Annotated in this window: 19 protein-coding genes; 10 read left to right on the top strand and 9 right to left on the bottom strand. The window is 60.7% G+C overall.

Going from position 1 to position 23,690, the window contains the following annotated elements:
* Positions 1-140: 140 nt before the first annotated feature.
* The gene (locus BR41_RS24285) at positions 141-551 is read right to left on the bottom strand and encodes a hypothetical protein (RefSeq protein WP_156970764.1); all 411 of its coding nucleotides are present in this window, start codon (positions 549-551) and stop codon (positions 141-143) included.
* Here BR41_RS24285 and BR41_RS24280 point away from each other — a divergent pair.
* The 4 genes from BR41_RS24280 (at position 528) to BR41_RS16795 (ending at position 4,404) form a co-directional block, all read left to right on the top strand.
* The gene (locus BR41_RS24280) at positions 528-752 is read left to right on the top strand and encodes a hypothetical protein (protein ID WP_156970763.1); all 225 of its coding nucleotides are present in this window, start codon (positions 528-530) and stop codon (positions 750-752) included. The genes BR41_RS24285 and BR41_RS24280 overlap by 24 nt on opposite strands.
* Before the next feature lie 709 nt (positions 753-1,461).
* A complete protein-coding gene (locus BR41_RS24275) occupies positions 1,462-1,599 on the top strand; it encodes a hypothetical protein (RefSeq protein WP_156970762.1) in 138 nt (45 codons plus the stop codon).
* A gap of 274 nt (positions 1,600-1,873) precedes the next feature.
* On the top strand, positions 1,874-3,493 hold the full coding sequence (locus BR41_RS16800) for an NRAMP family divalent metal transporter (RefSeq protein WP_035059342.1): 1,620 nt from the start codon (positions 1,874-1,876) through the stop codon (positions 3,491-3,493).
* Positions 3,494-3,687: 194 nt separating this feature from the next.
* On the top strand, positions 3,688-4,404 hold the full coding sequence (locus tag BR41_RS16795; RefSeq protein WP_035059340.1) for an MgtC/SapB family protein: 717 nt from the start codon (positions 3,688-3,690) through the stop codon (positions 4,402-4,404).
* A 312-nt stretch (positions 4,405-4,716) separates the two neighbouring features.
* On the opposite strand, the gene BR41_RS16790 is transcribed toward BR41_RS16795, so the two are convergent.
* The 5 genes from BR41_RS16790 to BR41_RS16770 all read right to left on the bottom strand — a co-directional run bounded on the left by BR41_RS16790 (position 4,717) and on the right by BR41_RS16770 (position 10,333).
* Positions 4,717-5,259: a cytochrome b gene (locus BR41_RS16790; RefSeq protein ID WP_035059338.1), complete on the bottom strand. Its 543-nt coding sequence runs from the start codon at positions 5,257-5,259 to the stop codon at positions 4,717-4,719.
* A 408-nt stretch (positions 5,260-5,667) separates the two neighbouring features.
* The gene (locus BR41_RS16785; protein WP_035059336.1) at positions 5,668-6,795 is read right to left on the bottom strand and encodes an ABC transporter ATP-binding protein; all 1,128 of its coding nucleotides are present in this window, start codon (positions 6,793-6,795) and stop codon (positions 5,668-5,670) included.
* A 163-nt stretch (positions 6,796-6,958) separates the two neighbouring features.
* Positions 6,959-7,810: a carbohydrate ABC transporter permease gene (locus tag BR41_RS16780; protein WP_051711209.1), complete on the bottom strand. Its 852-nt coding sequence runs from the start codon at positions 7,808-7,810 to the stop codon at positions 6,959-6,961.
* A 10-nt stretch (positions 7,811-7,820) separates the two neighbouring features.
* Positions 7,821-8,735, bottom strand: a complete 915-nt coding sequence (locus BR41_RS16775) for a carbohydrate ABC transporter permease (RefSeq protein WP_035059334.1) — start codon at positions 8,733-8,735, stop codon at positions 7,821-7,823.
* A gap of 347 nt (positions 8,736-9,082) precedes the next feature.
* A complete protein-coding gene (locus BR41_RS16770; protein WP_035059332.1) occupies positions 9,083-10,333 on the bottom strand; it encodes an ABC transporter substrate-binding protein in 1,251 nt (416 codons plus the stop codon).
* A 413-nt stretch (positions 10,334-10,746) separates the two neighbouring features.
* On the opposite strand from BR41_RS16770, the gene BR41_RS16765 reads away from it, so the two are divergent.
* The 5 genes from BR41_RS16765 to BR41_RS16745 all read left to right on the top strand — a co-directional run bounded on the left by BR41_RS16765 (position 10,747) and on the right by BR41_RS16745 (position 16,796).
* Complete coding sequence (locus tag BR41_RS16765) at positions 10,747-12,021, top strand: ABC transporter substrate-binding protein (protein WP_051711207.1); 1,275 nt, start codon at positions 10,747-10,749, stop codon at positions 12,019-12,021.
* A complete protein-coding gene (locus BR41_RS16760) occupies positions 12,018-12,755 on the top strand; it encodes a response regulator (RefSeq protein ID WP_035059330.1) in 738 nt (245 codons plus the stop codon). Before BR41_RS16765 ends, BR41_RS16760 begins: the two co-directional genes overlap by 4 nt.
* Positions 12,756-12,969: 214 nt before the next feature.
* On the top strand, positions 12,970-14,493 hold the full coding sequence (locus BR41_RS16755; protein WP_051711204.1) for an ATP-binding protein: 1,524 nt from the start codon (positions 12,970-12,972) through the stop codon (positions 14,491-14,493).
* Between the two features lie 251 nt (positions 14,494-14,744).
* Complete coding sequence (locus BR41_RS16750; RefSeq protein ID WP_169741322.1) at positions 14,745-15,362, top strand: peptidylprolyl isomerase; 618 nt, start codon at positions 14,745-14,747, stop codon at positions 15,360-15,362.
* 117 nt (positions 15,363-15,479) lie between these two features.
* On the top strand, positions 15,480-16,796 hold the full coding sequence (locus BR41_RS16745) for a tetratricopeptide repeat protein (RefSeq protein WP_035059326.1): 1,317 nt from the start codon (positions 15,480-15,482) through the stop codon (positions 16,794-16,796).
* Between the two features lie 206 nt (positions 16,797-17,002).
* Here BR41_RS16745 and pdxR read toward each other — a convergent pair whose 3' ends face one another.
* Positions 17,003-18,472, bottom strand: coding sequence for a MocR-like pyridoxine biosynthesis transcription factor PdxR (pdxR, locus tag BR41_RS16740; protein ID WP_035059324.1), 1,470 nt, complete (start codon positions 18,470-18,472; stop codon positions 17,003-17,005).
* A 101-nt stretch (positions 18,473-18,573) separates the two neighbouring features.
* Here pdxR and BR41_RS16735 point away from each other — a divergent pair, with 101 nt between their 5' ends.
* Positions 18,574-19,236 (top strand): pyridoxamine 5'-phosphate oxidase family protein, encoded by a 663-nt coding sequence (locus BR41_RS16735; protein ID WP_035059322.1) that lies wholly within the window; start codon positions 18,574-18,576, stop codon positions 19,234-19,236.
* A 170-nt stretch (positions 19,237-19,406) separates the two neighbouring features.
* On the opposite strand, the gene BR41_RS16730 is transcribed toward BR41_RS16735, so the two are convergent.
* Both BR41_RS16730 and BR41_RS16725 read right to left on the bottom strand, forming a co-directional pair.
* Positions 19,407-20,672, bottom strand: a complete 1,266-nt coding sequence (locus tag BR41_RS16730) for a carbohydrate-binding protein (RefSeq protein WP_035059320.1) — start codon at positions 20,670-20,672, stop codon at positions 19,407-19,409.
* Positions 20,673-21,246: 574 nt separating this feature from the next.
* Positions 21,247-23,505 carry a glycosyl hydrolase family 18 protein gene (locus tag BR41_RS16725; protein ID WP_035059318.1) on the bottom strand — a complete coding sequence of 753 codons (2,259 nt, stop codon included), beginning with the start codon at positions 23,503-23,505 and terminating at the stop codon, positions 21,247-21,249.
* Positions 23,506-23,690 lie beyond the last annotated feature (185 nt).

Here is a 23,690-nt window from a genome sequence, read left to right as displayed (position 1 = left end):
CAGCGGAGGTCTGCCCGTAAACCGCCGGCTCTCACACCGGGTTGCGCTATTGAACGCAACGCAGCCAAGTATCCCGATCCACCCCTGTTTTTGCAACCTGCCCCGCCCCGTCTCAGGCATCGCCGGTTTGATTTATATTCTCATTGCATAAAACATTCTGACATGTATGATAATTTATTAAACACATAAAACACGCTTATCTTTCTGAAATCTGAATTTGTACGTATGCGAACGATGCACATCGCATCCGAATATCCATTCAGCGTGATCGGCAGCACCCGCTGTTTCTTGCCCACGGAGAATGCAATATGGGTTTCCTCAGCCTGATCCCGCAGGGCGTCCGATACTTTTCCCGTCGCGCTTGCGTTGCCACCACCCTTGTCCTGACCACCAGCATCCCCACCGCACATGCGGATATGGCTCAGCCGGATCGCCCATGGAATAACTGCAATGATGCCGATGCTGGCTACCCCGGCTTCAGCGCTCTGACCGATTTTCAGAAACGCCATCTGTTCGCCAAGCTGTACGTGACTTACGGTGAAACCTTCCATCAGCAGATCAGCGGCACAGCAGCGGCGAGCAAGCGGCAGATCGACCGCCTGGCGCTCAACAACGTGCAAACCAGCACGCACGATCTGCGCGTGTACTTCGCTCACTGGGGGCTGAACGTGGACCAGAATGAACTGGATGGCTCGGCAACGCCGATCGAGTATCAGGAAGGCACCACCAACGAAACAATCACCACGCCGTAATCCCGGCCGGCAAAGAGAACGGGCGTCGAGTAAATTCGACGCCCGTTTTTTTATGGTGCGTGCCTCATCCGACAAAGCGGTCTACCGCTTCCGGTAGTGGGTTCCGGCCAAGCCGGATCGCCCCGAAAATTTCATCGCCGCTTGTATTGACATTGCAATGCAGCAAGCATAAATTCGCCACGTTTTCGTTCACTGGGGCTGATGCCTTGGACTCACAGAGTCGTTTCGCGTCGATGACGCGCTAATCTCGAGCAAATCGCATCCCCTTCCTTGGGCCGCCGTTTGCTGATTAGCAACCGGATGCGCCACGCGGCCACCGCCGCCCGCAACTCCCCTCATCGACTTGTTGATACCTGACCGCAATCGGTTTGCGTTTTTTCGCCTTGGCGTTTGCCATTTGGCTGACGTATTCCGCATGCGGATTGATTCGCCCGTGCGTGCCTGATTGGCGCGACGGCTTTCGCTTATGCGCCTGCTGGAAATCGGCCTGCGCATGAGCTGGCGTGCTGTCGCCCGAACCCACCGGTTCGGCTGGCAGCAGGATTTGATCAACGAACCGGAGCATTGCCATGCCTGACCCTGACGGTAGTCGATCCAGAAACATGCGTTTTTCCAGTCAATCCCAGTCCCTAGCCGGGTGAAATGTGTTGCGGGCCGCAATGGTCCGCCCGTTGACCGCTGCTTGGGACAGCCCCAAGGAGTAGTCACCATGAACTTCGCCATGCTGATTTCCGATTTCGCCGTGCTCAAGACCCACGCTGCCGTGGTGATCCCGTTCCCCAATGCCCATGCCGGTGCTTCGCTCGTGCGTCGCGTGCGGACGTGGTTCGCGGGTCATTCGGCGTAGTGAGCGCCTGTTCAAAGTCTGAATGAGCACTCGTTAGCGCTGTCCCCCCTTCCCCGAAGGGGGCTAGGGGGGATTTCTGCGGCATCTCGATTTGTAATGACGTCGAAATCCCCCTCAGTCCCCCTTCAAAAAGGGGGAAGCACCCCCGCAGCGCTTCAAGCAGGCGGCACTCCAAGACTTTGAACAGCCGCCAAGCAGCCCCCGCACTCACAAATCAATCAAACCGCCCACAACGGGCGGCTTCAAGAAAACAAGTTGTTATGAGGTATTCAACATGAGCCAACACGAAGCTGTGCTCGATAGCGCCCACGTCGGCGACATCAAAGGCGCTTTCGGCACCATCGCCCGCGGCGACACCGGTGCGCGCAAAAACTGGCTGCACCGTCTGCGCACGCTGTTCGCCATTCTCGGCCCCGGCCTGATCGTCATGGTGGGCGATAACGATGCCGGCGCTTTCTCCACCTATGGCCAGGCTGGCCAGAACTTCGGCACCTCGCTGCTGTGGACCTTGGCGCTGCTGATCCCGGTGCTGTATGTGAATCAGGAAATGGTGCTGCGCCTGGGCGCGGTCACCGGTGTGGGTCATGCGCGGTTGATCTTCGAGCGCTTCGGCAAATTCTGGGGCGCATTCAGCGTCATCGATCTGTTCTTGCTGAATGCGCTAACCATCGTCACCGAGTTCATCGGGATTTCGCTGGGGCTGGATTATCTGGGCGTGCCCAAAATACTGGGCGTCGGGCTGGCCGCGCTGGCCATCATGGCTGCCGCCGGCACGGGGGATTTCCGCCGGTTCGAGCGGCTGTCGATGGCGCTGGTCTTCGGCAGCTTGCTGCTGGTGCCCATTTTCCTGATGGTGCATCCGCCACTGACGCAAGTTGCCCATGACTTCGTCGTGCCGCAAATGCCGGCCGGCAAGCTGTCCGACATCATGCTGCTGATCATCGGCATCGTCGGCACCACCGTCGCGCCGTGGCAGCTGTTCTTCCAGCAAAGCTATGTGATCGACAAGCGCATCACACCGCGTTTCATCTCCTATGAGCGGGCCGATCTGTGGCTGGGCATCGTGCTGGTGATCGTCGGCGCGGTGGCGATGATTGCCTTCACGGCGCATCTGTTCCACGGCCTGCCTGAGTTTGGCCAATTCACCGATGCCGGCGGCATCGCCAAGGCGCTGGGCGAACACCATGGCCGCCTGCCGGGCGTGCTGTTCGCGATTGCCTTGATCGACGCCAGCCTGATCGGCGCGATGGCCGTCTCACTCTCGACCGCGTATGCGCTGGGCGACGTGCTCAATCTCAAGCATTCGCTGCATCGCAAGCCGAGCGATGCCAAGGGCTTCTATGCGGTTTACTGCGGCCTGATCGCACTGGCCGCCGCACTGGTCCTGATCCCCGGCGTGCCGCTTGGTCTGCTGACCAATGCCGTGCAGTCCCTCGCTGGTGTACTGCTGCCGAGTGCTTCGGTGTTCCTGCTGATCTTGTGCAACGACAAGCAAGTGCTGGGCCCGTGGGTGAATGGCCGCTTTACCAATGTGCTGACCGCCGTCGTGGTGGCCGCACTGGTGTTGCTGTCGATCATTCTGGTGGCGGCCGTGGTGTGGCCGGATATCTCGGGCCAGACCATTACCGACATCCTGATTGGCGGTGGCGTCATCGGCTTGATCGTGGCCGTGGCGGCGAATGTGCTGCACGCCAGTGAAGAAGCGCTGCACCCGAACGCCAAGGCCGCGAAGGTCAGCGACACAGTCCGCTATCAATGGCGCATGCCACCGCTGGCCGCCCTCAAGCCGATGGTGCTGTCGCAACGTAACCGCATCTGGATGGGCCTGCTGCGTGGCTACCTGGTCATCGCCATGATCATGGTCGGCTACAAGGTGGTGATGCTGGCGTTCTGACGCCCGATCGCGTTTGACGTGATCAGCAGGCGCGCAAGCAAACCCACCGTTGCAAAGCCGGTTTGGCGTACATTTCTGACCCAAGGCTCGCAAGGCCATCAAGGCGCGGCTTATCCGCACCTTGAGGGCCTCTACCGCTATCTATTAATACATCCACCAGCTTCCCAAACGGGATGCGCCCAACGGGAGGACGCATGGAACACCTCTTTCACTTCGACGGCCCGGACTTCCTCGCGTCCTTGATCGGTCTGGTCGCGGCATTCTTGCTTGGATCGGCCATCGGCTACGAACGCCAATTCCGCCAACGCACCGCCGGGCTGCGCACCAATACGCTAGTTGCCGTGGGCGCGGCGGTATTCGTGAATCTGGCGCACAGCATCAATGGCGCGGCCGGCGCATCGCAAGTCACCGCCTACGTAGTATCGGGCGTCGGCTTTTTGGGCGCGGGCACCATCATGAAAGAAGGGCTGAACGTGCGCGGTCTGAATACGGCGGCCACGTTGTGGGGCTCGGCGGCGGTCGGCGCATGCGCTGGCGCGGGGCTGTTGGATAAAGCGATTCTGGCGGCACTGTTCGTGCTGGCATCCAACACGCTGCTGCGCCCGGTGGTGGATTCGATCAACCGCAAACCGATTGATGATCGCAGCAGCGAGGTGACCTACCAGCTGTGCGTGATCGTGACGGACGAGCAGCAAAAGCTGGCGTTGGCGCTGCTGGAAACACTGCTGGAACAAGCCAATTACCCGCTGGGCGATCTCGACGTCGAACCCTTCGGTGAAGATGCGGTGGAAATCACGGCAACGCTACTTTCCACCTCGGCGAATTCGGATGATCTGGATGCGATCACCCGCCAGCTGCTGGCGGAATCCTATGTGCAGCAGGCGTTCTGGAATCCGAGTACGACGGAGTGAGGCGCTCGGCACCCCTTGTCCACAAGGGATAGAAAACATGTAGCCCGGACACCTTGGTGGCCGGGGATTTTGCGCACAGCGCCATTCCGACCGGAATCCATTTTCTATTTACAGCGCGGCCCCGGCTGGCCAAGCCGTCCGGGCTACATACAGCTTCACGATTAGTCCCCTCGCCCGCGCGTGCAAGGCTTCAGCCTTGTTCAGCTATTAGTGGAAGAGGGTTAGGGAGAGGGTCGTGATAAGGGCGCAGCCCTCACCCCCGGCCCCTCTCCCATCAATGGGCGAGGGGAGAAAACCACACGAAAAACCGGCTCACAACATCCGCTGCAGCACATTGTTCTTCAGAATGAACCGGTGCTTGAGCACCGCCGCAACATGCAGCACCACGATTGCGGCAAGGGTCATGCAGCCGAAGCGGTGAATCGCATTCCAGTGGCTGGTGACCGGCCCAGCCTGAAACAGCGTGGGGATGTGCAGGAAGCCGAAGAACGAATAGCCATCCGGCACCATCAGAAACCCGCTGGTCAACACGACGGCCGTCAGCACATAGATCAGTGAATGAACCAGATGCGCGGCGGATATCTGCACCGCCGGGATCGAGTCGATTTCAGCCGGCTCCTTGCGGAAGAACTTCCACAGGTAGCGGATCGGGAACATCACGATCAGGCAGGTCGCCAGCGACATATTGAGCACCGAGATGATGCGCCAGGCTGTCGGGTTGGTGATGACGTGCAAGGCGAAACCGGCACAGGTGGCGTAGATGATCGCCACGGCGAAGACCCAATGCATGATGCGGGTCAGCAGGTCATAGCGTTGCGGGGCTTCTTGCGGAATGAAAGGGGCGTGGCGGGTCATGGCGCGATCCTCGGCTGGAGAAAACTGCATTCTCGGGAACGGCCGGGGAGCGGACAAAGATCATCAAGGGAATTTAAAAAAGCGTGAGGGGTGAGGTGGGAGGGGTGAGGTGTTAAAACCAACACTGCGCCAGTGGCTCCCCTCGCCCTCGCGTGCAAGGCTTCAGCCTTGTTCAGCTATTAGTGGGAGAGGGGCTGGGGGTGAGGGTGGTGCCATGTGCATTGACCTTTCAAGCACCCTCTCCCTAACCCTCTCCCACTTTCCCTGAACAAGGCTAAAGCCTTGTACGGGATGGGCGAGGGGACAAAGCACTTTCGCTACGCTCTGCCCATCCTACCGCCACCCAAAAACCAACGGCCCGCATTGCGGGCCGTTGGTTTTGATGCAGAGGAGAGAGGTACAGCGCGATCAAGCGGTGCGCTTGGCCGCCACCATGTTGCCCGGCTTCAGGCGTTGCAGCGCCTGGCCTTCATGGTTGAACACGTGGAACGACGCCGCCGGGGCGGACAGCGAGATGGTGTCGCCAATCGCCACTTCACGCTCGCCATCGCCACGCACCACGACGTCCTGACCATTCGCCAGCGTCACGTAGAGGAAGTTGGCTTCGCCCAAATGCTCGACCAGATTTACCGTACCGGTGAACTGCTCGCTGCCGGCGTTGTTTTCCCACAGGTGTTCGGAGCGGATGCCGACGGTCACGCGATCACCCGCGGCGAGCTTGCTGCCATCGACTTCGGTACGCAGCACCTGACCGCCAGCGAGCGTGACCGAGACGCCCGTCGCAGACGCTTCAGCCACCACACCTTCGAGCAGGTTCATCTTCGGCGAGCCAATGAAGGTCGCCACGAACAGGTTGGACGGCTGTTGATACAGTGCCAGCGGCGTGCCGGCTTGCTGGATTTTGCCGTCGTGCATCACCACGATCTTGTCGCCCAACGTCATGGCTTCGACTTGATCGTGGGTCACGTAAACGATGGTGGCCTGCAGATCGCGGTGCAGCTTGGCGATTTCCAGACGGGTCTGCACACGCAGCGCGGCATCGAGGTTGGAGAGCGGTTCATCGAACAGGAACAGCTTCGGTTCCCGCACGATGGCGCGGCCGATAGCGACGCGCTGGCGCTGACCGCCAGACAGTTCGCGCGGCAGGCGGTGCAGCAGGTGGTCGATCTTGAGGATCGCAGCGGCGTGCTTGATGCGACGGTCGATCTCGTCTTTCTTCGCGCCGTGGATCTTCAGGCCGAACGCCATGTTCTTGTAGACGTTCATGTGCGGGTAAAGCGCGTAGCTCTGGAACACCATCGCGATGCCGCGCTTGGCCGGCGGCAGGTCGTTGCAGCGCACGCCATCGATGACGAGATCGCCACCGCTGATTTCTTCCAGGCCGGACAGCATGCGCAGCAAGGTGGACTTGCCGCAGCCCGACGGGCCGACCAGCACGACGAATTCACCATCGGTGATTTCGAGGTTGATGCCGGCCAGCACGTCCTGCTTGCCGTCATAGGTTTTTTTCAGATTATTGAGCGAGACTTGAGCCATGTCTTTTTAACTCCGTGAGGGGTCAGGCGTGAGGGGGGAGGGGTAAAAACCCGAACCACGCCCACCGCAAATTCCTGCATTGCTTATGTAGGAGCGAGCTTGCTCGCGATAGCGATACATCAAGCTGAGCAATCGCGAGCAAGCTCGCTCCTACAAGATTTCCTTATTTCACTGCGCCAGCCGTGATACCGCGAATCAGTTGGCGGGATGCGAACACATACATGATCAACACCGGCAGCACCGCGAGCGAGAGCGAAGCGAGTACTGCGTTCCAGTCGGTCACGTATTGGCCGATGAATTGCTGCACGCCGAGCGTCACCGTTTGCGTTTCTTCACCCGGGGCGAGAATCAGCGGGAACCACAAGTCGTTCCAGATCGGCACCATGGTGAACACGGCAACGGTTGCAACGGCCGGGCGGATCAGCGGCAGGATGATCTGGAAGAAGATCTTGAATTCGCCCACGCCATCGCAGCGGGCAGCTTCTTTCAGCTCCTTGGGAATCTGCTGCATGAACTCACTCAGGATCATCACCGCCAGTGGCAAGCCTTGGGCGACGTAGACCAGGATGAGGATGGCCAGCGTGTTGACCCCCATGTGGAACGGTTCCAGCGCCACTGCAAGCTTCAGGATCGACACCGTACCGAGGCGGATCGGCACCATGATGCCGAAGGCCAGATACACGGCAAGCCAGCGGTTGCCGCGGAACTTGTACTCAGACAGCGCCCACGCCGCCATCGCTGCGAACAGCAGGATCAGCACCAGCGAGACGATGGTCACCGTCAGGCTGTTCTGGAAGAAATGCAGGAACGGCGACTTGGCGAGCACCTTGTGGAAACCCACCAGCGAGAACGTTTCACTGGTCGGGAACGCCAAGGGGTTGTCGAAGATGCCGTCGCGGCTCTTCACCGAGTTGATCATGATCAACACGATGGGGAACATCGCCAGCAGGGTATAGCCAGCCAGCACCAGATGCGTGAACGCGGTGCTGCTGAGTTTGCCGATTTTGGTATTCACGGTCGGCTCCTTAGAAAGCGTGACGTTGCAGCTTGCGCTGGATCAGGTAGGTGTACACCGCCACACCGCCCAGGATGATGATGAACATCGTCGTCGCCACGGTCGCGCCCATGGTCGGGCTGCCGATCTGGCTCTGGTAGCCGAAGAAGGTGCGGTAGAAGAAGGTGCCGAGAATGTCGGTGCTGTAGTTCGGGCCGGCAATCGCGCCCTTCACCGAGTAAATCAGGTCGAAGGCGTTGAAGTTGCCCACGAAGGTGAGGATGGTCACCAAGCCCAGCGTCGGCAGGATCAGCGGCAGGCGAATCTGCCAGAAGATGCGCCACGGGCTGGCCCCTTCCACTACGGCGGCTTCGATGATTTCTTCCGGAATCGCGATCAGCGAGGCGTAGATCAGCATCATCGGAATGCCGACGAACTGCCACACCGACATCAGCGCGAGCGTGATCAGCGCGGACGATTCCTGACCCAGCCACGGCGCGAAGTAATCCGCGAGGCCAACGTAGCCCATCAGCTTTTCGGATACGCCCCACAGCGGCGACAGGATCAATTGCCAGATGAAGCCGATGATCACCACCGACAGCAGTGTCGGCAGGAAAATCACGGTCTGGTAAGCCTTGGCCCCCTTGACGCCTTTCAGGCTCAGCAGCGCGGCCAACAGCAAACCGATGGGATTCTGAATACACAAGTGAATGGCGAAGAACTTGAGGTTGTTCCGCATCGCGTTCCAGAACGCGTCCGACCACTGCGGGTCGGTCAACAGCTTGGTGTAGTTGGCGATACCGGACCACGATTGGGCGCCAGTATCGGAGGTGCTGTAGAAACCCAGCCGCAGCGTATCGAGCAGCGGGTAGGCACTGAACACCGTATAGATCAGCACTGCTGGCGCAAGGAACACGACAACATGCCAGAAAGAGAAGCGTTTCATTGCTCTTTCCCGAAAAACGGACAAAAAAATGGCCGGGGTGTAACACAACACCGCAACAACCGCCGCGTGAACCGCGTTGCCGCTACATCCCGGCCCGTTCACCCAGAATAGGTGATCAAACCGGAAATGCATCGGGCAACTCGCTTAGGCTGTCAGGCAGTGCCAGGCGTGTACACCGCCGGCCTACTCCACAGTCGAGAGGATGAAGACTTTATCGAGCTGCTTACAAACTGCATTTAACTGCATACACCCACCGCGGTGGCCTGCGGGGCAATCGGCATGAACGGGTTCACACACAATCGCAGGCCACCTGGCGGGTGCTACTGCTACAGCTGAAACAGCTGGATTTACTTAGCCGGCTTGTACCACTTGTCCAGACCAGCTTGCAGGCGTGCTGCGCCATCCTTCGGCGACATCTTGCCGTTCAAGACTTGGGCGTTCACGTTCCACAGTTCGTTTTCGAGGTTCGGCTCGCCACGGTTCAGGATCTGCGCATTCAGGCGGATCGTGGACGAGCAGCTCTTGCGCCAATCCAGCATCTGCTTGGCAACCGGATCCTTCACAGCGATCAGGTGGCTGGACAGCGAGAAGAAGCCAGTGACCTTGTTGGTGTACATGTCAGCAAACTCTTGCGAGCCCACCCACTGCAGGAACTTGTAGGCGTCTTCCTTGTTCTTGGACTTGCTGTTCACGCCCAGACCCAGATCGGTGTGGTCGGAGATGTAGCACTTGTCGCCAGCCTTCGGCACCGGCGGCGGGAACGCGCCGAGTTCGAACTTGGCGTTCTGGTTGTAGTAACCGATATCCCACGAGCCAGCAGCCACGATGGCAGCCTTGCCGGAGGCGAACAGGGTTTGCGTATCGCCGTACGGCTGTGCGCTGTAACCCTTGGCCAGATACGGGCCGTACTTGGCTTCCACTTCGAGCGGAGCCACGAATTGCGGATCGGTGAACTTGGCCTTGCCGGCGATCAGTGCCTTACGGCCTTCTTCGCCCTTCCAGTACGGTGCACCCACGCTGGTGAACACGATCTGGTTGGCTTCCCACTGGTCAGCGGTGCCCAGCGCGATCGGGGTGTACTTGCCGGACTTCTTGATCGCTTCAGCGACCTTGAAGAAGTCGTCGGTGGTCTTCGGCGGTTGCAGGCCGAGTTCCTGGAATGCCTTCTTGTTGTACAGGAAGCCGTGGATCACGGAAGCGATCGGCATACCGAACTGGGTCTTGCCGTCATCGGTTTCCCACGCCACTTTGGCGGAGTTCGGGAAGTTTTCCATGCCAGCCTTGCCGTTCAGGGCTTCAATCTGGCCTTTCTTGAACAGGTCGAGCGACTTGTCGAACGGACGCAACACGATCAGGTCACCGGCGGTGCCGCCAGCCAGACGTGCGTTCAAGGAGGAATCGTATTCGGTCGGCGCGGTCGGGGAGAACTTGACCTTGATATCCGGGTACTTCTTGTTGAAAGCCGGGATCAGCACATCTTCCCACAGCGCCTTGTCGTCAACGCGCCAGGATTCGATGGTCAGCGAACCGGCTTGAGCGATACCGGCGGACATCAGCGCGGCAAACAAGGCTGCGCGAGTAAAGCGTTTGGCTTGCATGGGGTCGAACTCCTCAGTTCTTAAGGCCGTGAGTGGCCAACGGGTCTTTCGTTGTAATGCGTCGTTGTAGTGCCCAAGCCCGGACTACAGGACTCGGGATGACCGCAAGTTAGCATCGGCGTTTTCGTGACGCGAGCTTTTTCGCTTTACGTCGAAAGAAAACACAACACTTTGTTTTTTAACGAATTTTGCAAAAACGTGGCACCCGCATCGTTACGGTTCATTACAGACGCGTCCTGCTGCTTCACCTGCCTGTCGGGGCCTGGAACCCGCAACCCGCATCGACATGGCAAGATGTGAACGGGTTATAGCAACCGCCCGTCGTTTCGCAAGCCTTCGAGATGCAATGCAATGTTTATTTACAAAAAGGCAGTGATGCTTACGCTAAGCTCGCGCCGAACCCTCGAATCCATATGCATTCATATATCCGTGCGCCCCTTTTTTGCCTGATCTTGCTGGCCTCGTTAGGCATTGCCGCAGGCGCACGCGCAGCCGAAACGCTGGATGTACTGCATTGGTGGACCTCGCAAAGCGAGCGCAAAGCCGCCGATGCCATTGCCGAAGCCCTGGCCGATGAAGACGTGACATGGCGCGATGCCGCCATTGCCGGCGGTGCCGGTGTCGGCGCGATGAAGGTGCTCAAGAGCCGCGTACTCTCTGGCCGCGCGCCGGATGTCGCGCAACTGATCGGGCCGAATATCCAGGAATGGGCCGATCTCGGCCTGCTGCTGGAACTTGATGGCGTGGCGCGCAAGAACAACTGGAATACCGCCTTCTTCCCGAGCATCTGGTCGCTGGTGCGCCTGCGCAGCCACACCGCCGCTGTCCCGCTCGGCATCCACCGCATCAACACGCTGTTTTACAACCGCCGCGTCTTCAACGAACTTGGCCTCACGCCGCCCAAGAACTGGAACGACTTCGAACGCGTTGCCAACCGCTTGCAGCATGCCGGCATCACGCCCCTCGCGCAGAGCAGCGAAGCGTGGCAAGTCACCACCTTGTTCGAGACCTTGTTACTCTCCGAAAGCAACCCGGCCTTTTATCGCCAGCTGTTCATGTCTAACAGCGACCGAGCCTGGTTCGATCCCCGCGTGAGCCGTGCACTAGAGCGTTTGCGCAGCCTCAAGCGCTGGATGGGCGAACCCGTGACCGAGAAAAGCTGGGACAGCATCGCCCGCCAATTCGCCCACGGCGAGATCGGCATGTGGGTGATGGGCGACTGGGCCAAGGGTGAGCTGCAAACGATGGGCATGAACGTGGACGACCAGTTCAGCTGCCTGCCGGTGCCGGGCACGGCCGATTACCATCTCTACAGCGTCGATACCTTCGTGATGCTGGTCGGCGATTACGATCACGAAATCGCGCAGGAAAAGCTCGCCCGGCTCGCCACCTCGCCAGCCATGCAGATCCACTACAACCAGATCAAAGGCTCGGTATCGGTGCGGCGCGATGCCGACCCGCGCCAGATGGATAGCTGTGCCCGCTCTTCATGGCAAACTTTCGGCCGTGGCGCGCAAGTACAAGCCCCCAGCCTGACGCACCGCATGGCCAGCAACGAGCAACTGAAAGACGCCATTTCCGCCCAGATTCACCGATATTTCCTCGACGACACCATCGCCATCAGCGAAACCCAACGCCGCATCGCCGCGCTGGTGCGCGCGCTGGCCAACCGGAAAGCAGAGCCATGATCCGCAAAATCCTCATCGTCGACGACGACCAGAAAACCCGCACCCTGCTCAAGACCTATCTGGAAAAGAACCAGTACGAGGTCAAGCTCGCCCACGATGGCACCAGCTTCATGGCCGAATTCGACCGGTATCACGACGAGCTTTCGCTGGTGATTCTGGACGTGATGCTGCCCGACACCGACGGCTTCGCGCTCTGCGCCACGGTGCGCAAACGCTCGGCCGTGCCCATCATCATGCTCACCGCCAACGCCGACGACACCGACCGCATCGTCGGCCTCGAACTCGGCGCGGACGATTACATCGCCAAGCCCTACAACCCGCGTGAACTCTTGGCCCGCATCAAGGCCATCCACCGCCGCATGGGTGGCGGCGCGGATCACACCGGCGCGCCGCGTTATTACCGTTTCAACGGCTTTGCGCTCGATACGCTGGAGCGCACGCTTACCGACCCGACTGGCGAAACGGTCAAGCTCACCGGGCTGGATTTCCAGCTGCTGAAATACTTTGTCGAACACCCCGGCGAAGTGCTCGACCGCACCGTGCTGGCCGAGGAAACCCGCGGCCGCGATCTCGGCCCGCTGGATCGCTCGCTCGACGTGCAAGTCAGCCGCCTGCGCCAGCGCCTGCTGGACGACGGCAAGCAACCGGCCCTGATCAAGACCGTGCGTGGCAGCGGCTATGTGTTCTCCGCCGAGGTGAGCTCAGGCTCGGAAATTCCACGAGGTCACCCTTGAATGTGCATGAATAAAGCCTCTGCCCAATCCAGGCGAAGTGACTTCAATTTGACTTCAGCGATGGGTTACACGGGCGCTGGCGGGCGATTCGTGGCCGCCTTGCGGCAGCGATGCTCGCCAATAGCGGGGGCTATTGGCTGTGCGTCTCGCTCGCAATCCGGCTCACGACTCACCCACCATCATCCCGTGTCCCTCATGAAATCTCCGAGCCGCAATGCGCCTTGATGACTGGCGCCGCGCCGCCGCACTGAACACAGATGGCGAAGCGCCGCGTGCGTCTCGCCTCAACCGCATCTTCAACCGCCTGCTGCCCGGCTCGCTGCTGGCCCGCATCTCGCTGGTGATGGTGCTCGGCGTGCTCGCCAGCCAATCGCTCGGCAATTGGTTGTGGGCCACCCAGCTCAAGACCCGCAACAGCGAAGAAGCCCGCGAAGCCGCCAAATACATTGGCTACAGCGCCGCCAGTGCCTTGCGCTTCTTCCAAAGCCTGCCGCCGAACTACCGCCCGCTCCTGATCGAACAGTTGCGTGAAATGGGCGGCACGCGCTTCTTCGTCAACGTCAACAAAGGCCCGGTGCGCATCCAGACCATCGACAACTCGCCGCTCGCAAGTTCGGTCACCGAAACGCTCACCACCACCCTCACGCAAGAACTGCCGCGCCTCTCCACCTACCGCGTCGGCTTCGCCTGGCCGGACGAACTGGCCGTTTCGGACGACGGCGTGACGCTGGCCGACCTGCCCGACAGCTGGGTGCAACACACCCTGCTGGTCAAACCCCGCCCTGCCCCCATCCTCGTCATACAGGCCGAGCTGGAATCCGGCGAATGGCTGTACCTCGCCACGCTGATGCCCAACCCGTATTTCCTCGATCAGGCCAACCCACTCACCATCGACCGCATCGCGCTGCAACTGGCGACGCTGATCGTCGTGCTGCTGCTCTCGATCTGGGTGGTGCGCTGGTTCACCCGCCCGCTCGCGCTGCTATCCGACGCCGCCGAAGCCTTCGGCCAAGGCGCGAATCCGCACCTGCCCGAAACCGGCAGTCGCGAATACCTCAACACCGCCCACGCCTTCGCCGCCATGCAAGCGCGCATCCAGCGCTATCTGGAAGACCGCGAACGCCTGTTCGCCGCCATCTCGCACGACCTGCGCACCCCCATCACCCGCCTGAAACTGCGCACCGAGCTGCTCGACGACGAAGAAGCCCGCCCCGAATTCCACGAAGACCTCGACGAGCTGGAAATGATGGTGAAGGGCGCGCTGCAAAGCGTGAAAGACACCGACATCCACGAAAACCACACCGCCATCCGGCTGGATGCGCTGCTGGCGCGGCTGGTGGAAGACGCCAAACTCGCCGGCAAGGAAGTCGCCGTCGCCGCCGCCCCGATCTCCGTCGTCGCCAAACCGCTGGCGCTCAAACGCGCCATCTCCAACATCGTCGACAACGCCCTCAAATACGGCGACCGCGCCGAAATCCTGCTCTCGATCCGCGACGGCGAAACCGAACTCACCATCCGCGACTACGGCCCCGGCGTGCCGGACGAGATGATCACCAAACTCTTCCAGCCCTACGTCCGCCTCGAACACGGCCGCCAAAGCAACCAGAACGGCATGGGCCTGGGCCTGGGCATCGCCCGCGACATCATCCACGCCCACGGCGGCGATTTGACACTGGCGAATCACCCACAAGGCGGACTGGTGGTGACGATTACGCTGCCGCAGGCGTTTGTGGCGTGATGCTTTAAGCACCAATGACTACTTCCCTCGCCCTCGCGTGCAAGGCTTTTAGCCTTGTTCAGGGAAAGTGGGAGAGGGAACTCAGCCGCAACGGCCAGCGCCTCGGCTCCCCTCGCCCATTTATGAGAGAGGGGCTGGGGGTGAGGGTGCTTGTGCATGACGCTCAACGCCTGACCCTCACCCCATTGCCAAGCAAAAAATCTTTGCGCTCTCCCCAAGCAAATACTTAAATGGGCGATCGAGGAGAGAACATGAAACAACTATTACTAGCAGTCATGTTGACGACGTGCGCATCCACCTACGTCAACGCCGCCCAAGACAAAACCAACTCAGTCAAAGTCACCTGCGACACCACCAAGGGCAAGCTGGATATCGTGGTCGAGAAGGACTGGAGCCCACTCGGCGCGGCCCGATTCCTGCAACTGGTGGACGACGGCTTCTTCAAAAACGTGCCGCTCTTTCGCTGCGTGGATAACTTCCTCTGCCAATTCGGCTACGCCCCTCCGCGCAAGGATGCCAAGACCTACTCCACCATCGGCGACGACCCCAAACAGCCCGCATTGCGCAACTTCAAGCGCGGTTATCTGAGCTTTGCCGGCAGCGGCGAGAAATCACGCTCGAACCACATGTTCATCACGCTTGGGGAAAAGGTTGAATCCTTGGGTACGCAACCTTGGGAAACGCCGTTCGGCTATATCACGCCGGATTCGCTCAAGAAGACGGTGAGCCAATTCAATACGTCCTACGGGGATATGGCACCGTGGGGGAAAGGGCCTGATCCGCAGAAGATTTCGGCAGCGGATGGCGCGGCGTACTTGAAGAAGGAATTCCCGCAGCTGGATTACATTAATTCGTGCTCGCGGCGCTAAATCCGTAGGTTGGGTTGAATGCAATGAAGCCCAACGTTCACCGTATCAATGTTGGGCATCGCTTCGCTCAGCACCAACCTACCGTAGACCCAAAGCTTGATCAGCCCGGACTCGACAATGACTGAGCAAGAGCAGACCAAAACCCTGTTTTCCGCCGCCCTGCGCAAGCATGTCGATGGCGATCTGGCCGGGGCGGAGCAGCTTTACCGGGACGTCATCCAGCTTAATCCGGCTGATGCACAGGCCCGGCAGTATCTGGGTTTCCTGCTGCAACAAACGGATCGTCTGGCCGATGCCGTCGAGCAACTGACGGCGGCGATTGCGCTGGATGGCAGCCATGCCGAATGGCATTTCAGCCTGGGCATCGCGCTCTCCCGGCAAGGACTGGCAACGGATGCGATCGATGCGTTTACCAACGCCATTGCCCTTGATGCAAGCAAGTATTTCTACTGGACCAATCTGGGTGCAGCGTTTGAGTTGAATCAGGAATGGGATCGGGCGGAGCAATGCTACAAGGCAGCAACAAACATCGACTCCAATTGCCCGGATGCCTTCTATTTGCTCTCGGCGCTATGCCTGAAGTTGGAGCGCTTCCCCGAGGCGCGGCATTTCAACTATTGCGGCATTGTCGCTGCACCGGCAGATAGCCAATCAAAAATCGTCTTGGGCCAAGCCTATTACGAATTGGGCCGGATGGATGACGCGATTGCCTTGTTTGAAAACTGGCTGGCAGAAGAACCGGATAACCCGGTGCCGGCGCATTTGATTGCGGCCTATCGGCGGGAGCAAGCGCCGGAGCAATGCACCAGCCAATACATCGAGCAAACCTTTGATGAATTCGCCAACAGTTTCGACAGCATTCTGGGCCGGTTGAAATATTGCGGCCCGCAATTGGTGGGCGATTATCTGGCGACCGGCCATTTCGCGGCGGATAGCCTGAGCATTCTGGATTTGGGCTGCGGCACCGGTTTGGTGGGTGAGGTGTTAAAGCCCTATGCCCGCGAGCTGATTGGTGTTGATCTCAGTCAGGCCATGCTGGATCGCGCCGCCACCAAGCAGTTGTATCAACAATTGCATAAGGCCGATATCAGCGGTTTCTTGCGCGAATCCCGCGCTCAGTTCGATCTGATCATCTGCATGGATACGCTGATTTATCTGGGTCGGCTGGATGAGGTTTTTGCGCTGATGCAGCAACGGCTGAATGCCGGAGGGTTGGCGCTCTTCACGACCGAGAAACTGCTTGAGGCGGATACACAGGGCTATCGATTGAATATCAGCGGCCGCTACAGCCATCACCCGGATTACCTGACCGCCCAGATCAAACACGCCGGTTTCAAGATCGTGGCAATCCGTGATGTGCCGATCAGAACCGAATCGGGCTGCCCGATTGAAGGGCAGTTTGTGTGCGTGCGCCGAGCCGACGGGAGTTCGTAGGATGGCTACAAGGTTCTCCGTAGCCCGGACGGCTTGCCGGCCGGGGTGGCGTCGCATCAAGAACCATGAGGGCTGGAATTCGCAAACATTGCCCCGGCCGGCAAAGCCGTCCGGGCTACAGGGGCTGCTTTTGTAGGTTGGTGTTGAGCGTAGCGAAGCCCAACGTTCACCCTCGCTTGTTGGGCTTCGCTACGCTCAACACCAACCTATCCGATGCCGCTACCCTCCAAGCGCCGCACAATCCCCGCAAACGCCCCGATCATGTCATCCATCCGCTCCACCGGCACCTGGGCGTAGCCAAGGATGAAACCATTCCACGCCGTGTTTTCCGACCCCGGTATCACGTAGGCGCTCAGCGGGCGGGCCACGATGCCTTGGCGTAGCGCTTGCTGGCTGATCTGCACATCCGAAAACGTCCCCCCAAGCCGGATCGCCAGATGCATGCCGGACGAGCCGCCGTAGATGGATGCCACATCCCCCAGATGCCGCTGCAGCGCCTCACTCATGGCATCGCGGCGTTGGGCGTAGAGGCGGCGCATGCGGCGCAGGTGGGCGGCGAATTGGCCGCTCTGCATGAACTCCGCCAGCGCCAGTTGCTCCGCCGGGCGGCCGCGAGAGGCGCTGCGATTGAGCATGCAGGTCAGTGGCGCGACCAAACCGGCCGGGACGACCATGAAACCGATCCGCAAGGCCGGGAACATGGTTTTGCTGAAGGTGCCGAGGTAGAGCACTGGCGCATTCGGCACCAAGCCTTGCATGGCGGGCAAAGGCGGGCCATCGCGGCGGAATTCGCTGTCGTAGTCGTCCTCAATGATCAGCGCCCCTGCCGCGTTGGCTTGCTCGATCAGTGACAAACGCCGCGCCAGACTGAGCACGCTGCCGAGCGGGTATTGGTGCGATGGGGTGACGTAAATCAGCTTGGGCGGCCGCCGCTGCCAATCGGCCGGTGCAATGCCTTCGCCATCGACTTCGATACCCACCGTGTGCAGCTCGGCCGACTGGAACGCCGTCAACGCACCGCCATAGCCGGGGTTTTCGATCCAGACCACGTCGCCGGCATCGGCAAACGCCCGTGCGCACAGATCGAGGCTACTTTGGGTGCCATCGGTGATGATCACTTGGGCGTCATCGCACACCACGCCGCGCGATGCACGCAAGTGATCGGCGATGGCGGTGCGCAAGCGGGGCTCGCCAGCGGCGTGGCCATAGCCGAGTTTGGTGGAGCCAATCCCCCGCCACGCCTGATCCATCAAGCGTCGCCATGCGAGCAGCGGGAAGTCGGCCAGCGCGGGCACGCCGGGGGCAAAGGCACGCTGCAAATCGCCGTCCTCCAGCGGGGTGGTAAACCGCTGCGCCCGGCGGGATAACGTCGGCTGTGGCGACACCGTTTCCGCCACCTGGCCGGCCGGTGTAATGCGCACATTGGCAACGACGGTGCCGCGCCGATCCGACGCCACAAAGCCTTCGGTCGCCAGTTGCTCATAGGCATAGAGCACCGTATTGCGGGCCAAACCCAGCTCGGCTGCCAGCAGGCGCGTCGCCAACAAACGTGTACCGGCGCTCAAGGTGCCGGACAAGATGGCAGCGCGCAGGCATTCGTAGAGCAAGCGCTGGCGCGACCAGGCCGGGTCTGCCCGGTCGGTGGTGAAGTTGGCTAGCAGCAGTTGGTAGTCCATCTGTGGCCCTAAAATCTTGTGCTTTTCTGGGTCTATTGCAGGAGCCAAGGATAACTTAGTCTTGCCCTCGTACCCAACTACCCGCCATCAAGGAGCCACGCATGACCACCCAACCCAACAAGCCCCCATCCGACCGCACCCGCATCCGCCGCATCGCCGAAAACGCCAACTACGAACGCGACACGCTGTATTCGATCATCGATGCCGCTTACCTGTGTCACGTGGCGTTTCACGATGAAAAAGGCACGCACTGCATTCCGACCGCGTGCTGGCGGGAAGACAACCACCTGTATATCCACGGCTCGAATGGCGGGCGCTTGATCAAGCTGTTGGCGAAGGGCACGCAAGCTTCCGTCGCCATCACCCATCTGGATGGCCTGGTGCTGGCCCGGTCGGCGTTCAATCACTCGATGAATTACCGCTCGGCGGTGATTTACGGCCAGTTCGAGCAGGTACCCGGCGAAGCCGCCAAGAGCGCATCGCTGGATGTGTTCATGGATAAGCTCGCGCCGGGGCGCAAGGACGAAGCACGCAAAGGCAACAGCAAGGAACTCGCCGCGACCACGGTGATGCGGATTTCGCTGGATGAGGCCGCCGCCAAAATCCGCGTCGGTGGGCCGAACGACGATGACGAAGATATGGCGATCCCGGTCTGGGCAGGCGTGCTGCCGTTCGTGACCGTGGCCGGCACGCCGGAGCCAGCAGCCGATTTGCTGGTGGAAGCACCGGCCTATGTGCGCGAGTGGGCGACGGCAGAAATGTAGCGATGTGTCGGTTGGTGTTGAGCGTAGCGAAGCCCAACATCAGCTCGAACACCGCGATCGATGGCGGCAAACGACGCACGGCGAATGTTGGGCTTCGCTACGCTCAACACCAACCTACCCAAGAAAAAGCCGGGCAAACGCCCGGCTTTTCTATTTCCGTCAAACACGCATCAGCGCAGCTGCAAACTCACATCGCCACCGGTAGCGTTGAACGTCACACGATAGTGGCTGGCATCCAGTTGCTTCACGTTGACGGCTTTGCCGGCCTGGCTGGCCGCGGCCGAAGTGACGGCGCGGTCGGTCGCTACATCCAGCGTCAGCGCCGTGGCATAGCGCTGGCAATCGGCGTTGGCGTCCACATGCACCACACCCTGGCCGGCTGCATCGGTAATCAGCGTCGGCGTGCAGTACTGGCGGGCGAAGCGGTAACGGATCACGTCAGACGGCGGGGCCATCCATAGATCACCGCTATCCACCTTCGATTTCACGTAGTCGAGGTGGGCGGTATAGCGCGCCAGCGGAATCGATTCCCACGAGCTGTCTTCCACGCCGTGCGCGGTACGCAGCGCCCAACCACCTTGGGCAATGGCGGCATCGACATGCAGGTTGAGGATTTCGCTGCCTTGCGGGTAGAGCGACCAGATGCCGGAGTTGGTGAACAGATCCCATTTGATTTGGAACGGGTCGGTGAAATTGGCATCGTTCACGCCGGCAGCGGTGCCGTAAATGATGTTGCCAGTCGGATCGACGCGGCTCGGTGCGCGGCCACCCAGATAGTTGGGCTGCGTGCGCAGGTAGGCCAGCGGGGCATCCGGCGCGATGTCGGACGGCCAGGCGAAGAAGCTGGGCGTGTAGCCATCCAGACGGGCAGCGATATCGGTCACCGAGTTCTTGATTTCGACGTCGTTATTCCAGCTGGCGGTATTGGCGTTGTAGTGATTGCGCGTGTGATCGTAGATTTCATGGCCGTGGGCGATGAACTGCTTGGCCGCTTGCCAGTGGTAGTCGGCACAACCGACGCTGATGATGCCGAACGCAGCACGCAGGCCACGCTTGGTCAGCTCCGGGTCGGCATGGCTGATCTGGCCATCGGTGATGTAGGCACACAGATCGTCATGCACCAGGCTGTACGCGCCCTTCGCGCCGCCGGCCCAAGTGGTGTAATGCGCACCGCTCACGCCAACCGGGTTGCACAGATCGCCGGCGCTGGTGCCACAGCTGCCCAGCAGCTGCCACAAGGAAACGGCGTCGACCGGATTCCAGCCCGCGCCCGTCCAGGCGGTATGCGCTTGCAAATCCTGATAGCGGTTGCCTTGGTATTGCACGATGTCGCCCACCTTGTAGGTGCTGCCATCGGTCCATTGCGGGATCGCCGCACCGGCACCGGCGGCGATGCCGGCAGCGAACAAGGCACAAATCAACGTCTTCTGGTTCATCTCTCCATCCTTCTGTTTTGGCGGACTTCAGCGTCCGTGAGCGCACTATGCCAGTGCGTGCGCGGGCCAAAACGTGAGGGGAGCAGTGGATTCACGAATTGCAGCGGGCTTGCAACAAATTCCTTTTAAATCAATTGGGTAGATAGAAATCGTTGTCGCATCGATTCACGAATGGCAGCCGTAGAAACCGTAGGTTGGGTTAGCCACACCGTGGCGTAACCCACGCAGTGATGCGCACCTTTGCCAGCGACGGCGGGATATTGCGGCGTTGGACGGCGGGTTACGCCACGAAGTGGCTAACCCGCCCTACGGTCATCTGGGCTTGAGCCCCCGTAGCCCGGACGGATTTGCCGGCCGGGGTGGCAATGTCAGCGAGTTCCAACCGTCGCGGCCCTTGGTGCGATGTCACCCCAGCCGGGCCAATTCGGAAGCGGCCCCGGCCGGCAAAGCGTCCGGGCTACGGAGAACCTTGTAGGAGCGAGCTTGCTCGCGATGGCGCTGCTAACGTATTGCACGCTCGTTCAAGCGCCGCCATCGCGAGCAAGCTCGCTCCTACAAGGTTTTGAGGCGGTGCCTAAGCCGCCGCTCGCTGCTTCTCCTGCTCAAACCACGCCGGATAATCCGCCTTCAGCCGCGCCAGACACGTCCGCGCCACCGGTACGGCCTTGCCGGCGACCAGCAACTCGATGCCCCCACTGGCGGCACGGCGGCTGCCGGTGACGGCTTGCGGGCGGACGAGGTAGGAGCGGTGCACTTGCACCAGCTCGCCGAAATACAGCCGCAGCGCCCGCAGCCGCAGCGTGATGTAGTGCGGTGATTCGAGATCGGCGGCGAAGATGCCGCTGTAGCCTTTCTCGGCGCGGATGAAATGCAGCTTGTCGCGACGACTGGCAACTTCGTACAGCTCGGCGAGCAGCTGGGGTTGCCGGGCCAGCTCACGCAATTGCTGGCGGATCAGCACCACCTGATTGGCGAGGCTGCGGAAGTAGATTTCCTCGTCGTCGGTCAGCGGGGTGTGGAACTGCAGCGCGACACGGTAATCGGCCAGGGCGGCATGGCGGACGATGGCCTTGCTGCGATTGGGTGCCAGCGTGAGCAAGCCATCCGCGCCTTCCAGCTCTTCATCGGCGCTGTCTTCATCCAGCAAGGTGGCTTCGCGCACGCGGCTGTCTTCCGCCAGAAAACTCACCATCGCATCCAGCATCTTTTCCAGACTGCGCTCGCTCGCGATGCGGCGGCTGAAGCGTTCCAGATCGAGCAGCGCATCGCGTGCGGTTTGCAATGCGACCGGCTCGGTGACCGGGGCCAGCACCTCCGCCAGCGGCAAGAGTTGCTGGTGCATGGTGAAACAGTCCTCCGCCAAGGCATCGAGCTGCGCCACTTCGATCACATCCAGCCGATCCGCCCAGCGCTGGCGGGCCAAAGCGGCCTGCCGGGTGGCGGTCAGCAGTTGCGGCGGCAGGATGGTCAGCAGCGAAACCACCGCCTGATGTTGCGCGACCTCAACCGCCCATTGCTGGCGCTGCCGCCCACGCCAGCGCCACATGCCAAATAGCAAGGCCAACAACAGGCCACCTGCCACACCGACCAGCCACGGCAAGGCCGTACGCCAATGCTGCTTGAGTGCCAGCCAGCCGCCCGCCCACGGGTGATAGTGGCGGTAGGCTTGCGCCAATAACGCAGCTTCGCCCGGCGCATCGCTGCTGGTTTCCCAAAAACCGACACCGCCCAGTTGCTGTTGGTCGATGAAATCAAGCTTGGCGGTCAGCGAGCGCGGGCTTTCAAATGAAATGAACTGGCCGGTCTTGGGCTGGTACAGCGTATCGGCCTTGGCCGCGTCATCCCAATACGGCTCGAACTCCCCGTTGGCGGCAAACCGAGTGATCTCGCTATAGGCAAAGGTGCCGGTCGGGCCGGTGGATTCGTTATCCCACGTGCCGAACGGCGCGCCCTTGTGAGCCTGATGCAAGCCATGTTCACGCGGTGCCACACCCAGCCAGCTGATGCCCTGCGCCGGCAGCACGGTCACCACCTTGGCCATCGGCGCGCCGGCACGCTTCAAGTCTTCGATGGCGCTGGCAATACTCGGGGCCGGGTTGGCCGGATCGGAATACAGCGGTGATTTGTGGCCGGTGGATTTGGACCAGGAACCGCGAAAATCCATCGCCATCAGCGTGACCATGTCGACGTGCCGGGTCAGCGCCGGGAAATCCCAGCCTGCATGCGTAGAAGGTTCCGGATTGACCGCCAGCGCAATCAGACAGCCTTTGGGGCGTGCCTTGCATGCCGCATGCACTTCATCGAGCAACTGTTGCATATGGACGAGATCATCCGGCCGCTTACCGGTCTGCGGCGCACCACCGACCACCGGATAGCGCCAATCCAGCTCGACGCCATCGAAACCGTAGCGATCCATGAAGGCCAATAGCGTCGTCACCAGCCGTTGCCGCTTGTCCGGATCGGCCGACACGTCCGACAGATTGCGCGACCAGATCCAGCCGCCGATCGAGATCAGCACCTTGAGCCGTGGATTGCGCTCTCGCAGTAACGGCAGCACACCAAAGTTGCCCCGGTACAGCGTGTTGTTGTCGGTTTGGTGGATGCGCACCAGATCGGCAAAGAAATTGCCGGGCACGACCGAGCCATCGGATTTCAGCTCAGCAAAGTCGTAGACCAGATGAGTCAGCCGCTCGACCGGCGCATCGGCCAGTGTCGCGTTGTGCCCAAACGTGGCCCAGAAAGGGAAATAGCCGACGATCATCGGTTCCCGCGCACGAGCGGCCGCAGCCACGCACACGAGCACCGCCATCACGGCGAGCTGTCGCAGTTTCATCTCCATCCTCGTCTCTTGGAACGCCACGCCGCTTGTTGCGTTGTTGGTCGTTCCGGTTCGGTGTTCGTATGACACCGTTATGACGAGGATTCTAGACCAGATCGGGCATGGGTCTTGCGGTTGCCGACAGCTGGGGGGGTGAGGGGTGAGGGGTGAGGGGTGAGGGGTGAGGGGTGAGGGGTGAG

The sequence above is a fragment of the Andreprevotia chitinilytica DSM 18519 genome, from assembly GCF_000711875.1.
Classification (GTDB): domain Bacteria; phylum Pseudomonadota; class Gammaproteobacteria; order Burkholderiales; family Chitinibacteraceae; genus Andreprevotia; species Andreprevotia chitinilytica.
The sequence above is the reverse complement of the archived record's forward strand: the minus strand, read 5'-3'. Positions and strand labels throughout refer to the sequence as shown.

Excerpts from the sequence above, each read along its gene's own strand:
- BR41_RS16725 (WP_035059318.1), bottom strand. The coding sequence starts at position 23,505 with ATGAAACTGCGACAGCTCGCCGTGATGGCGGTGCTCGTGTGCGTGGCT.
- BR41_RS16795 (WP_035059340.1), top strand. The coding sequence starts at position 3,688 with ATGGAACACCTCTTTCACTTCGACGGCCCGGACTTCCTCGCGTCCTTG.
- BR41_RS16745 (WP_035059326.1), top strand. The coding sequence starts at position 15,480 with ATGACTGAGCAAGAGCAGACCAAAACCCTGTTTTCCGCCGCCCTGCGC.
- BR41_RS16750 (WP_169741322.1), top strand. The coding sequence starts at position 14,745 with ATGAAACAACTATTACTAGCAGTCATGTTGACGACGTGCGCATCCACC.
- pdxR (WP_035059324.1), bottom strand. The coding sequence starts at position 18,472 with ATGGACTACCAACTGCTGCTAGCCAACTTCACCACCGACCGGGCAGAC.
- BR41_RS16760 (WP_035059330.1), top strand. The coding sequence starts at position 12,018 with ATGATCCGCAAAATCCTCATCGTCGACGACGACCAGAAAACCCGCACC.
- BR41_RS16770 (WP_035059332.1), bottom strand. The coding sequence starts at position 10,333 with ATGCAAGCCAAACGCTTTACTCGCGCAGCCTTGTTTGCCGCGCTGATG.
- BR41_RS24275 (WP_156970762.1), top strand. The coding sequence starts at position 1,462 with ATGAACTTCGCCATGCTGATTTCCGATTTCGCCGTGCTCAAGACCCAC.
- BR41_RS16800 (WP_035059342.1), top strand. The coding sequence starts at position 1,874 with ATGAGCCAACACGAAGCTGTGCTCGATAGCGCCCACGTCGGCGACATC.
- BR41_RS24285 (WP_156970764.1), bottom strand. The coding sequence starts at position 551 with ATGGAAGGTTTCACCGTAAGTCACGTACAGCTTGGCGAACAGATGGCG.
- BR41_RS16755 (WP_051711204.1), top strand. The coding sequence starts at position 12,970 with ATGCGCCTTGATGACTGGCGCCGCGCCGCCGCACTGAACACAGATGGC.
- BR41_RS16785 (WP_035059336.1), bottom strand. The coding sequence starts at position 6,795 with ATGGCTCAAGTCTCGCTCAATAATCTGAAAAAAACCTATGACGGCAAG.
- BR41_RS16730 (WP_035059320.1), bottom strand. The coding sequence starts at position 20,672 with ATGAACCAGAAGACGTTGATTTGTGCCTTGTTCGCTGCCGGCATCGCC.
- BR41_RS16735 (WP_035059322.1), top strand. The coding sequence starts at position 18,574 with ATGACCACCCAACCCAACAAGCCCCCATCCGACCGCACCCGCATCCGC.
- BR41_RS16790 (WP_035059338.1), bottom strand. The coding sequence starts at position 5,259 with ATGACCCGCCACGCCCCTTTCATTCCGCAAGAAGCCCCGCAACGCTAT.
- BR41_RS16775 (WP_035059334.1), bottom strand. The coding sequence starts at position 8,735 with ATGAAACGCTTCTCTTTCTGGCATGTTGTCGTGTTCCTTGCGCCAGCA.
- BR41_RS16765 (WP_051711207.1), top strand. The coding sequence starts at position 10,747 with ATGCATTCATATATCCGTGCGCCCCTTTTTTGCCTGATCTTGCTGGCC.